At 69.3% G+C, this 11,085-nt stretch carries 11 protein-coding genes; 5 read left to right on the forward strand and 6 right to left on the reverse strand.

Going from position 1 to position 11,085, the window contains the following annotated elements; genetic code table 11:
• The 3 genes from H5J26_RS23280 to H5J26_RS23290 form a co-directional block, all read left to right on the forward strand.
• On the forward strand, positions 1–813 hold an 813-nt coding region (locus tag H5J26_RS23280), incomplete at its 5' end, for a phosphodiester glycosidase family protein (protein WP_181767899.1).
• Between the two features lie 130 nt (positions 814–943).
• Positions 944–2,536, forward strand: coding sequence for a glycosyltransferase (locus tag H5J26_RS23285; protein ID WP_181767900.1), 1,593 nt, complete (start codon positions 944–946; stop codon positions 2,534–2,536).
• Between the two features lie 127 nt (positions 2,537–2,663).
• Positions 2,664–3,995: an aminotransferase class I/II-fold pyridoxal phosphate-dependent enzyme gene (locus H5J26_RS23290; protein WP_181767901.1), complete on the forward strand. Its 1,332-nt coding sequence runs from the start codon at positions 2,664–2,666 to the stop codon at positions 3,993–3,995.
• 4 nt (positions 3,996–3,999) lie between these two features.
• Here the strand turns inward: H5J26_RS23290 and H5J26_RS23295 are convergent, their stop codons facing one another.
• The 6 genes from H5J26_RS23295 to H5J26_RS23320 all read right to left on the reverse strand — a co-directional run bounded on the left by H5J26_RS23295 (position 4,000) and on the right by H5J26_RS23320 (position 8,989).
• Positions 4,000–4,767: an amino acid ABC transporter ATP-binding protein gene (locus H5J26_RS23295; protein WP_181767902.1), complete on the reverse strand. Its 768-nt coding sequence runs from the start codon at positions 4,765–4,767 to the stop codon at positions 4,000–4,002.
• Positions 4,764–5,732, reverse strand: a complete 969-nt coding sequence (locus H5J26_RS23300) for an amino acid ABC transporter permease (RefSeq protein WP_181767903.1) — start codon at positions 5,730–5,732, stop codon at positions 4,764–4,766. Before H5J26_RS23300 ends, H5J26_RS23295 begins: the two co-directional genes overlap by 4 nt.
• A 22-nt stretch (positions 5,733–5,754) precedes the next feature.
• Entirely contained in the window at positions 5,755–6,723 is a 969-nt protein-coding gene (locus tag H5J26_RS23305) for a transporter substrate-binding domain-containing protein (RefSeq protein ID WP_181767904.1), read from the reverse strand.
• Positions 6,724–6,733: 10 nt separating this feature from the next.
• Complete coding sequence (locus tag H5J26_RS23310) at positions 6,734–7,570, reverse strand: carbon-nitrogen hydrolase family protein (protein ID WP_181767905.1); 837 nt, start codon at positions 7,568–7,570, stop codon at positions 6,734–6,736.
• Complete coding sequence (locus tag H5J26_RS23315; protein WP_210771677.1) at positions 7,567–8,244, reverse strand: RraA family protein; 678 nt, start codon at positions 8,242–8,244, stop codon at positions 7,567–7,569. Before H5J26_RS23315 ends, H5J26_RS23310 begins: the two co-directional genes overlap by 4 nt.
• A gap of 127 nt (positions 8,245–8,371) precedes the next feature.
• The gene (locus H5J26_RS23320) at positions 8,372–8,989 is read right to left on the reverse strand and encodes a class I SAM-dependent methyltransferase (protein WP_181767906.1); all 618 of its coding nucleotides are present in this window, start codon (positions 8,987–8,989) and stop codon (positions 8,372–8,374) included.
• Between the two features lie 44 nt (positions 8,990–9,033).
• Here H5J26_RS23320 and H5J26_RS23325 point away from each other — a divergent pair, with 44 nt between their 5' ends.
• Positions 9,034–9,507 carry a MerR family transcriptional regulator gene (locus H5J26_RS23325; RefSeq protein ID WP_181767907.1) on the forward strand — a complete coding sequence of 158 codons (474 nt, stop codon included), beginning with the start codon at positions 9,034–9,036 and terminating at the stop codon, positions 9,505–9,507.
• A 431-nt stretch (positions 9,508–9,938) separates the two neighbouring features.
• Positions 9,939–11,085: family 43 glycosylhydrolase (locus H5J26_RS23330; RefSeq protein ID WP_210771678.1), on the forward strand; the 1,147-nt coding region annotated here is incomplete at its 3' end.

Below are 11,085 nucleotides of genomic sequence, written 5' to 3' on the forward strand. Positions count from 1 at the left end.
GGTCTGCGGCCCCGGTTCCGGCACCTGCGCACCGAGTTGACCGTACGCTCCGGCAGCGCATCGGCGACCGTCGACGGCATCAACCGCACCCCGGGCCTGATCCGCAACTGCGGCGGTGTGGGCGGCGACCGTCCGACGGAACTCCCCCGGCACGACGTGACCTGCACGGACACCGACGAACTCGTCCACTTCACCGACGAGTTGGGCGCGCGCGCCCCGGAGGGCGCGGGCGTGGAGGCGGTGCTCGACCGTACGGGCCGGGTGGTCCAGCTCAGGCCACGCGGCGGCGACGTTCCGCCCGGCGGTGACGTACTGGCCGGCACCGGCAAGGGTGCCTCGTGGCTGCGTTCCCACGCGGGCGAGGGCACGACGCTCGCGTTGAAGGAGAAGGTCACCGACCAGCACGGCAGGGAGGTCCGTCTCGGCTCGGGCGACGACATCGTCAACGGCGGCCCCACCCTGGTGGACGACGGTGACGTGGCCGTCGACTTCGGCGCCGACGGCATCGACCGCCCCGGCGACCCCTCGACCCCGTACGCGTGGGGCCTGAAGCGCAATCCGCGCACCGCCCTCGGCGTCGACGGCCGGGGACGCGTCCTGCTCGTCACGGCCGACGGCCGTCAGCCGGGGTACAGCGACGGCCTGTCCGTCACGCAGACCGCGGATCTGATGAAGGCTCTGGGGGCCGTCGACGCGATGAACCTCGACGGCGGCGGTTCGACCGCCATGGCTCTCGGAGGAGAACTGATCACGCGGCCCTCGGACCCCGCAGGCGAACGTCCGGTCGGCGACTCGCTGGTCCTCAAGCCCTGATTCGCCCGCCCCGTCGGGCGGGTTCGGAACCCGGCCGGTCCGCGTCGGAGCAAGCCGGGCCGAACCTGCCCATAGTGGATCGGCACGTCGCCGGTCAACCCCCGGTGATCACCCCGGCTACGCTCGTCGGATGGCAGACTTTCTCCCGGTCACCCGCCTGCGGCTCCCGAAAAGCCGTCAGTACGCCCTGACCTGGGGCATCCCCGACAACTTCGGCGGCATGACGAGCGCGATGCTGCACCGCTCCCGTGCTCTGGTCAGCCTCACAAAGCGTCCCGTCGACGTCCTCACCTTCGACGCGCGCCCCGACTACCCGACGCTCGAAGCAGAGTTGCGCGCGGCCGGTGAATTCATCGACGGCATGCGCCTGATGAACCTCTACGACTTCTTCCGGGACACACGGATCCCGGAGAATGCGGCAGGCTCGCTCGATCTGAAGCGCCATCCCTTCACCCCGCTCGACGCCGGCCCGTCCCACCTCTCCGCGTTCCGCGGTGACATCGAACTCAGCCGCACGCGGCGGGCCGAGGACGGAACGGTGCTTCAGGTCGACCATTTCCGCGAGGACGGTTCCCTTCTCCTGAGCGACCGCCGGGACGCGCACGTACGGGGCGACACGGAGAACAGATCCGTGGTCCTGTGCGACGGGAACGGACAGCCCGTCCGCTCGTGGGCCCGCATGTGGTCCTTCTACCGCTTCTGGCTGGACCTCGCGAGGAACCGCGAACCCTCGATCATGATCGTCGACAGCAAGACCGTCGCGACGTTCATGCTCACCTACCGGCGCAAGCTGGCCACGACGATGCACGTCGTCCACAACTCGCATCTCAGTAGCAACGATCGGCCGCTAGCTCCGCTGCGGGAGTCCAGACGCCCGGTGTTCGAGCACCTCGAGGACTTCGACGCGGTCGTCCTCCTGACCCCCCGGCAGAAGCAGGACGTCGAGACGCTGCTCGGCCCCGCCGGCAACCTGTGCGTCATTCCCAACAGCCGGAGACTTCACGGTCACCGGCGCACCCACGAGCGGCCCCCCGGTGGGGGCATCGTCATCGCCTCCCTCATCAACCGCAAACGCGTCGACCACGCAGTCCGCGCGGCAGCCGACGCGGCGCGACGAACGGACTGCCGCGTGACGCTCGACGTCTTCGGTGACGGGCCGAAGCGGGACTCGCTGCAGAAGCTGATCACGGACCTCGAAGCCGACGACCGCATCCGGCTCCACGGCCACCGGTCCGATGCCCGCGAGCACCTCGCCGAGTCGTCCTTCATCGTTCTCACCGGCAGCACCGAGGGGCTGCCGCTGGTCCTGGTCGAGGCGATGGCGGCGGGATGCGTCCCCATCGCCTACGACGTGCCGTACGGCGCGGCCGACGTGATCGACGACGGGCGGAACGGCTTCCTCATCGAGGAGGGCGACCAGCGTGCGCTGGCCGACGCGATCGCCGCCGTCGGTGCCCTGTCGCCGGACGAGCTGGCGAGGATGCGCCGGGACGCGCGGCGCACGGCGAGCAGGTTCTCGGACGCCAGCGTGACGAGGCTGTGGGCCCGGGAGATGCGCGAGGCCCAACGTCGTCACCAGGCTGTCTTCGGCCGTCGTGCAGGCCGCGCCCGGCGAGCTCTGCGGTTGTGCCGGCGAGCGCTGGCCTGGCCCGTCCGGCAGGTCCGCCTCCGCACCGCACGGCGGCAGGAGCGCGCGGCCGCAGAGGTGCCCGCGGACGCGTGACGCAGCCCGGCGTTCCCGCAGCGCCCCGCCTGCCCCGTACTTCTGCAACGGTTGTCACGGGTCGCCTCACGTGCGCCTGGAGTACCGTGTTCCGGTTCTCCCGTACCGCCGCAGAATCGGACGAACAATGCTGCGCGATGACCACCGGGTCGCCACGGCCGTGCTGACCGAGCGGATATCGCCGCCGACGGCACGCGCCATCGCCTCGGTGGTGGCACGGATGATCCGCGAGGACGACCTGCGCGTCGGCGACCTGCTGCCCAAGGTCCGTGACCTGGCCGAAGAGCTCAAGGTCAGCCCCTCGACGGTCTCGGCCGCCTGGACGCTGCTCAGGCAGCGCGGCCTGGTCTCCGGCAGGGGCAAGGCCGGCGTCGAGGTCGCCTCCCCCGACCTCGCCCCCGTGACGGACTCCGCGGAGGGCACCGTCCCGGTCAGGCACGACCTGCGGCTGGTGCTGCCGGACGCCGCGCTGCTCCCCCGGCTCGACAGGGCTCTGCTTCACGCGAGCGCACAACCGGGACTGAGCGAGTACGACAAGGCAGGGATCGCACCCGCTCTCGAGACCGCGAGCCGGAGAATCTGGCCGTACGAATGCGAGTCCCTGATCACGGCCAGCGGTTCCAGCGACGGCCTGTGGCTCGTCCTCCGCGCCCTGTCGGTGCCCGGGGACCGGGTGCTGCTGGAGGCGCCGGGCAGCCCTCCGGTCATCCGCATCGTGCGCAGCCTCGGGCTGATCCCGGTGGAGGTGGAGTCGGGTCCCGACGGGCCCTCCCCTGCCGGTCTCGCCCGCGGGCTGAAGTCGGACCCGGTCGCTCTCGTCTTCCAGCCACGGGCCCAGGTCCCCACAGGGGCCGTCACCTCGCTGGAGCGGCTCGGTGAGCTGGCGGCGGTGCTTCGACGCAGCCGGTGCGCGGTGATCGAGTTCGACGACATCGGGGACGTCTCCACCGCGCCTGACCGCAGCATCGGGGCGCATCTGCCCGGCCGCACGGTGGTCGTGAAGTCGTTCGAGAAGTCGTACGGGCCGGATCTGCGGATGGCGGTCATCGGAGGTACGGAGCACTTCATCACCGGCATCCACGGCCACATGCTCCTGGAACGGCAATGGACGTCGCGGATCCTGCAGGTGACGCTCGCCTGGCTGCTGACCGATGACGCGACGCAGCGGCAGATCCGCGTCAGCCGGGAAGCGTACGGGCAGCGGCTGGCCGCACTGTCCGCGTCGCTGGCCCGGGCAGGACTCCCGATCGACGCCAAGGACGGGCTGTGCGCCTGGATTCCCGTCAGGGACGAGGACGCCGCTGTGGCGGCGAGCGCGGCCGAGGGCGTCCTGATGTACCCGGGCCGGCACTCCTTCCCCAGCGAGCAGGGCGGGTTCGTGCGCGTCGCCACGTCACGCCTGGTGGACGGCTACGACGAGGTGGCCCGGGTCATCCGTCTCGCCGCGGACGCCGTGTAGGCGCCTACTCCAGCGTCTTCCTCAGGAACTCCTGCGTCCTGGGCTCCCGCGCGCGGTCCAGCACCTCCGACGGTGTGCCCTGTTCCAGGATCACGCCGTCGTCCATGAAGATCACGCGGTCGGCGGCGGCGCGGGCGAAGCCGAGTTCGTGCGTGACGACCAGCATCGTGGCGCCCTCGGCGGCCAGTGACTTCATCACGTCGGTGACCTCGCCGACGTTCTCCGGGTCGAGCGCGGAGGTGGGTTCGTCGAAGAGCAGCACCTTGGGTTCGAGTGCGAGAGCGCGGGCGATGGCCACCCGTTGCTGCTGGCCGCCGGACAGCTGCCGGGGGTAGGCCTCGGCCCGCTCACGCAGCCCGACGCGCTCCAGCAGGGTCAGCGCCTTCTCACGGGCGGCGTCGCGGGAGAGCCGCAGCACCGAGCGCGGGCCGTCCATGATGTTCTGCAGCGCGGTCCAGTGCGGGAAGAGGTTGAAGCTCTGGAAGACCATGCCGACCTGGCGGCGCTGGACCGCGATGTGGTTCTCGGTGAGCCTGCGCAGATGTCCGCCGTGGTGCCGGTGGCCCATCATCTCGCCGTCGAGCACGACGGAGCCGCCGTCGGGCATCTCCAGGCAGTTGATGCAGCGCAGCAGCGTGGACTTGCCGGATCCGGAGGCCCCGAGGACGGCCACCGTCTCTCCCGGGGTGACATCGAGGTCGATGCCGCGCAGCACCTCGACACCTGAGAAGTGCTTGCGCAGGGAGGAGATCTGGACGATGGGCGTGCTCATGCCTCGCTCCTTCGTGTCTCCGCGAGCAGGCGGAGGCCCGACCTTCGGTCGAGATAGCGGCCGATCATCGATGCGCTCCCGCCGCGGCTCGCTCCTCGTCCGTAGTGCCGTTCGATGAAGAACTGCACGCCGTTGAGGAGCGTGGTGATGACGAGGTACCAGAGGCTGGCCACGATCAGCAGCGGCACCGTCTGGAAGGTCTGGCTGTAGATCTCCTGCACGGAGAAGAGGAGTTCGGCACCGCCGATGACCATGACGAGCGACGTCCCCTTGGTCATGCCGATGATCGCGCTGAACGTCGGCGGCACGATGAAGCGCATCGCCTGGGGAAGCTGGATCTTGAAGAACATCCGGGTGGGCTTCATGCCGAGGGCCTTGGCCGCCTCCAGTTGCCCCTCGTCGACCGAGAGCAGGCCGCCGCGGTAGATCTCCGCCTGGTAGGCGGCCTCATGCAGCCCGAGACCGACGATCGCCGCCAGCATCGGCGTGATCAGGGAGTTGGCCTCGGCCGACACGAAGACGGGGCCGAAGGGTATGCCGAGGCCGATGACCGGCATGAGCAGCCCGACGTTGAACCAGAAGATGAGCTGCACGAGTTGGGGCGTTCCGCGGAAGACCCAGATGTAGCCGGAGGCCAGGAACCGCAGCACGAGGTTCTCCGACATCCGGAAGACGACGAGCACCCCGCCCAGCACGATGCCGATGAGCATGGCAACGAGCGTCAGCAGCAGGGTCGTGCCGACGCCCTTGAGGATGGACGCGCTCAGCATGTACCGCGCGACGGTGTTCCACTCGAAGTTGGGGTTGGTGAACAGCATGTGCACCAACTGGGCCGCCAGTATCAGGACGAACGCCGCCGTGACCCACGTCAGCGGCCTCCGCGGGGAACGGGCCGTCCCGAAGTCGACCCCGGTGGGCGGCCCGGCGGAGGCGACCTCGTGGTCGGCCCGCCGGTCGGCTGTCATGACTGACTTCACTTCTCGGCACCTATCCCTCGTGCTTGGCAAGCCACTTGGAGTACAGATTCACGCCTGGCTTGTCCAGGATCTCCCGTTCCAGGCCTGCCTTCTTCATGATCCGCTCGTACGTCCCGTCGGCGAAGAGCTTCTCGAAGCCCTTGAGCACCGGCTGGGTCAGCTCCGAGTCCTTGGGCAGGACGGCACCCTGGAAGAGCCCGTCGAAACCGTTGGCCGCCTCCTCGCCGACGACCTCGAGCCGGCCGCCGGACTGGGCCTCCGCATGGAAGAGCGGGGCCCCTGAGCTGAAGAAGGCGTCGGCCCTCTTCGACCGGACGGCGAGTATCCCGTTGGGCACGCCGGTCACCCCGACGATGTCGAGCTTGGGCTTGCCCTTGGACTTGCACTTCTTGGCCTGCTCCACAGCGCGTTCGTACGCACCGCCGTTGACCTGCGCGGCGAGCTTGTTGCCGCACAGCCCGTCGAGGCTGCTCACCTTCTTCGGATTGCCCTTCTCGACGAGGAAGGGCACCACTTCCTGCACGACGTCCACGAACTCCACGCCGGGGCGCTCGTTCTCACCGCCGACGGAGTCACCGTACGGCGCGAAGGCGAACGCGTAGCGCTTGGAGGACACGGAGGCCACGGCCGCGGAGATGTCGGGAATGGCCACGTGGTTGACCTTGACGCCCATCACCTGACCGAGCGCCTGCATCAATTCGGCGCCGACGCCCGTGTATTGGCCTTCCTTGCCCGGCGTGCTCTTCCAATAGGGAAGGCTCGAACCGTTCATCACGACCGTCATTCTGCCCGCGTCCTTGATCTTCTTCGGAAGCGAGTCGTGGATTTTCTTGTCCATGCGGACGGCCTTCTGCCCGGAGGTATTTCCTGCCTCTCCCGATCCCCCGCCGGAATCACCTCCGCAGCCCGTCAGCAACCCGGCCGACATCACCGACAGCACGGCCGTCGCGGCAGCACACTTCTTCACGCTCTTGCTCATTGTTTCTCCGTCACTTGCTGGCGGACAGCTCGGCTGCCGGGAGCGGGTCGAGTTCGGTTCGGATTCTGCGCTGCTGAAGAAGTGGCAGTGCCAGTCGGGTCGACTCCAGCTCGTCCCTGGACGCGGTGGTGACGAGCATCCCCTCCTCGCCGCCGAGCTGGGCGCGCACGATGCCGAGTGGGTCGATCACGGCGCTCATGCCGATCCGTGTGGGACCGGTCTTGCCCGCGGCGACCACGAAGCAGGTGTTCTCCAGCGCACGCGCCTGCGTCATCACCTGCCAGTGCGCTTCCTTGTGCGGTCCCGCGACCCACGAGGCGGGCAGGGCGATGATGTCCGCTCCGCGCACCGCGAGCGCCCTCGCGGCCTCCGGGAAGCGGACGTCGTAGCAGGTCATCATGCCGACGTTGAAGCCCTTGACCTGGAAGACGGACAGCGGACCGTCACCCGGGAGCACCCGCTCCGACTCCTTGCGGGAGAAGGCGTCGTAGAGGTGGATCTTCCGGTAGACGGCGCGGATCTCACCCTCGGCGGCCGCCACCAGCGTGTTCGACGGGCGGGGATCAAAGGTCATCTCGACGGTGCCGACGACCACGGTCAGGGTGGTCCCCCTGGTCGCGTCCACGATCTGCTGCACGAACGGGCCCGTCAGGGGCTGGAGTTCCTTCGTGCTGTTCGCCTCCGCGTCCTGCGACTCCTGGCGCGTACGGAAAGCGGCCTCGGGCAGGACCAGCAGGTCGACCCCTTGGTCCACGGCGTCGGCGATGAAGGCGAGACAGGTCTTGAGGTTCTCCTGCCAGTCGGCGGTGCCTCGGAACTGGGCGGCGGCAAGCTTCACCATGCTCATGCGGGGTCCTTGAGGTCTGACTCGAATTTGGTCCGGGCCCCGGTCAGGGCCGAGAAGCTTCCTCCGTCGCGTACGGCCGAGAAGGAGTCGCGGGCCCGCAGGCGGGCCTCACGCCGGCTCATCTCGTCCGCGATCTCCTCGGCCTCGGCGGGGTCGAGGACCGCCACACCGTCCGGGTCGGCGATGACGATGTCGCCGGGCATCACCACGACGCCGCCCATGCTCACCGGGACGTTGACGGCCCCCTCGATTCCGAGGAGCCGTGTGGTGTGTGCGGTCGCCCCACGGGAGATGACTGGCAGACGCATTTCGCGCAGTTCGTCCACGTCGTTGGTGGATCCGTTGGAGAGGACACCGACGGCGCCTTTGAGTTGGGCGATCCTGCCCAGCCCGCCGCCGAAGCTGGAGCGGTGGTCGTCGCCGGACTGGTCGATGACGATCACGTCGCCGGGCTTCACGAGATCCAGGGCGTAGTGGACGGCCGTGGAATCGAGGTGGGGAATCTTGACCGTCAAGGCGGGTCCCACAAAGCTCGCCCCCGGCACTATCGGCGTCAGCCCGCGGGGAAATCCGAAATCGGTGGTGTGGCCGAGAGTGGCCACCTCGATCGCCGCGAGCTTGTCGAGGACGTGTTTTTCCGGCCTGCTGAAGTCCTGCCCCAGACGAAATGCCACCCGAGCTCCTTCTCAATTGCTTGATCCCGGGCAGCATGCAGTCACGACGACAGCGCGAACAAGAGTTTTTGTAATCGATCAAAAGTGGCCGGGGCCGTGCCGCTGTGCGGACCGGCCCCGGACGGGTTCAGCGCACTGCCCTGAAGACCTCCAGGCTCGGCAGCTCGCTGCGGCTCACTTCGGTGAAGAGTTCCTTCAGGGCGTTCTCGATGCGCTCCAGCCTGTCCTCGGGCAGGCGCAGACCGCGTGCGATGCGCCCCGGTGACGATCCGCCGTGCCAGGCGATCACCGCTGCGCCGCCGGGGCGCAGCACACGGTGCAGCTCCCGCACTCCCGCCTCGAGGTCGGGCCAGATCGCCACGTTGTTGACGGCCACCACGCAGTCGACGCTCGCGTCCGCCGAGCCCGTCCTCTCCGCCGTCCCCACCTCCAGCGTGACGCGGCCTTCGCGTACGGCGCGGCGGTTGGAGCGGCGGGCCGCCTCACGCATCTCGGGCGAGGGGTCGACTCCGCGGATCTCGGCGGCTTCCGTACGGGCGGCAAGCAGCCGCACGAGCCCGCCCGGCCCGTAACCGACCTCCAACACCCGGTCGCCCGGCCGGAGTCGGAGGAGGCCGAGCAGATCGTCCTGCCTGTTGGTCCACAGCATGAACCGCCCGGCGAGGCGGCCGAGCACGCCGCGGGGATGGGCGAAGGGCGAGGTGACGGGCCTGTCGACGGCCCACGATGCGCGGTCTGAGTCCATGCCGACAGGCTGGCGCTTCAAGTCGGGTTGAAGTCAAATGAGCCATGGCACTCGTGGGAATCGGCGAAGCCGCCCGCCGGCTCGGCGTCAACACCTCGGCACTGCGCTACTACGAGGAACGCGGCCTCGTCCGGCCCGCGGAGCGGCGGGGCGGCCGGCGCATGTACGGCCGGGAGGAGCTGCGCCGTCTGGCCTTTCTGCAGCTCATGCAACGGATGGGGATGAGCCTGGAAGAGGCCCGAACCGTCCTCGACGAGGCGGGTGAGCAGTGGCGTGCCACCGTCCGCGAGAAGATGGACGCGCTGGAGGAGCTGATCACGCGGGCGGAAGCAGCGCGCTACTTCCTTCGGCACGCCCTGGACTGTCCGGCCGACCATCCCGCCCGCGAATGCCCGTACATGGTCGAGACGTTGGACCGCCGGCTCGCCGGTGTCACCTTCGAGGAACTCGCCGCCGAACACGACACCGCTGCGCGCCCGCCGGGGAGCGGAGCCGGTGACGGCGACCGTCATCCGTGAAGACCCGGGCGACTTCCTCTCCTTCGCCCAGAGCATCCGGGGCTGAAGCGCCAGGCCAGTCCGCGCCCTCGGTTTGAAGAGGAGTGCTGAGGCATGGTGGGGTGCAGCACAAGGAAGCCCCACAGAGAGGAGCCGGCATGTCGTCGAAGCGGCGCCGCAAGAAGAAGGCACGTCGTAAGAACGCGGCGAACCACGGCCGTAAGCCCCAGACCTGAGCACGGAGCTCCTGACTCCCGGCCCCTGAGGGGCCGCCGTGTGCAGCCGTCCACCGCCCGTGCGAGGCGGAGGGCGGCTGCACACGTGTGTGGGGTGCCCCTCCCCAGCGCTGCGCGCGTGCACTTTCACCGGCGGATACGGCTCTCGCTCTTTACAACGTTGTAACGCCACAGTAGAACGTGCGTTGTCGCGATACGCCGAACGGGGAGGGCCCAGTGACCGCACGGAGCGCCGTTGCGCGAGTCCGTCAACTGCTCGCCGGAGGGGTCCTGTTGATCCCTCTCGCTTTCGTGCCGCAGGCGTACGGCCCTGACGCGTCCGCGGACGCGAAGCCGCACCCGGGCACCTACGTCAACCCGGTCTCCCGGGGCTTCGCGGACACCTTCGCGGACCCCGCCGTCATACGCGGCGAGGACGGCTACTGGTACGCGTTCGGGACCACCGACCCGCTGCGCAGCGGCGGGGGCAAGATGCACTCCCTGCCCATGGCGCGCTCGAAGGACCTCGTGAACTGGTCGTACGCGGGCGACGCACTCAGTCCGCGGAACGCACCGGAGTGGGCGGACGAGAAGGCCGAGGCCGCCTACTGGGCACCGGACATCAGCTACCACGACGGCCGCTACTGGCTCTACTTCACCGTCACCCAGACCACCGTGACCGGCGAGAAGGACGACAGCGCGATCGGTGTGGCCACGGCACCCAGCCCCACGGGCCCCTGGAAGTCCCACGACGAGCCGGTCGTCGCGCCGCGGCGCGGAGCAGGCGAGAAGGACGACTTCCTGTGGACCTTCGACCCGTCCCATGTCGTCGACACCGACGGGCGGCGCTACCTGTACTACGGCTCGTACTACGGCGGCATCGAGGTGGCCGAGCTGTCGGCCGACGGCACCGGCACGGTCGGCAAGCCCACGAAGGTCGCGACGGACAACAGGTTCGAGGGCGCGTACGTCATCCGCCGGGGCGGCTGGTGGTATCTGTTCGCCTCCTCCGGCGACTGCTGTGCCGGCCCGACGACGGGCTATTCGGTCTTCGTCGGCCGCTCCCGCTCCGTGCGCGGCCCGTTCACCGACCGCGAGGGCGCCCCGCTGACGGCCTCCCGTACGGGCGGGAGCATCGCCCTCACCCCGAACGGCAACCGCTGGGTGGGCACGGGCCACAACTCCGTCGTGAAGGACATGGCCGGTCAGGACTGGATCGTCTACCACGCCATCGACCGCTCCGAGCCGTACCTCGACGAGCCCTACGGCATCAACCGCCGCCCCATGCTCATCGACCGTCTGGACTGGGCCGACGGATGGCCCGTCGTCCGCGGCGGCAAGGGCGCCTCGCAGGGACGGCAGACCGCACCCGTCACCTCTCCCG

This window comes from Streptomyces albidus (ex Kaewkla and Franco 2022), assembly GCF_013870515.1.
Classification (GTDB): domain Bacteria; phylum Actinomycetota; class Actinomycetes; order Streptomycetales; family Streptomycetaceae; genus Streptomyces; species Streptomyces albidus.

Coding starts and splice junctions, on each gene's coding strand:
- H5J26_RS23285 (WP_181767900.1), top strand. CDS start 944: ATGGCAGACTTTCTCCCGGTCACCCGCCTGCGGCTCCCGAAAAGCCGT.
- H5J26_RS23290 (WP_181767901.1), top strand. CDS start 2,664: ATGCTGCGCGATGACCACCGGGTCGCCACGGCCGTGCTGACCGAGCGG.
- H5J26_RS23295 (WP_181767902.1), bottom strand. CDS start 4,767: ATGAGCACGCCCATCGTCCAGATCTCCTCCCTGCGCAAGCACTTCTCA.
- H5J26_RS23300 (WP_181767903.1), bottom strand. CDS start 5,732: ATGACAGCCGACCGGCGGGCCGACCACGAGGTCGCCTCCGCCGGGCCG.
- H5J26_RS23305 (WP_181767904.1), bottom strand. CDS start 6,723: ATGAGCAAGAGCGTGAAGAAGTGTGCTGCCGCGACGGCCGTGCTGTCG.
- H5J26_RS23310 (WP_181767905.1), bottom strand. CDS start 7,570: ATGAGCATGGTGAAGCTTGCCGCCGCCCAGTTCCGAGGCACCGCCGAC.
- H5J26_RS23320 (WP_181767906.1), bottom strand. CDS start 8,989: ATGGACTCAGACCGCGCATCGTGGGCCGTCGACAGGCCCGTCACCTCG.
- H5J26_RS23325 (WP_181767907.1), top strand. CDS start 9,034: ATGGCACTCGTGGGAATCGGCGAAGCCGCCCGCCGGCTCGGCGTCAAC.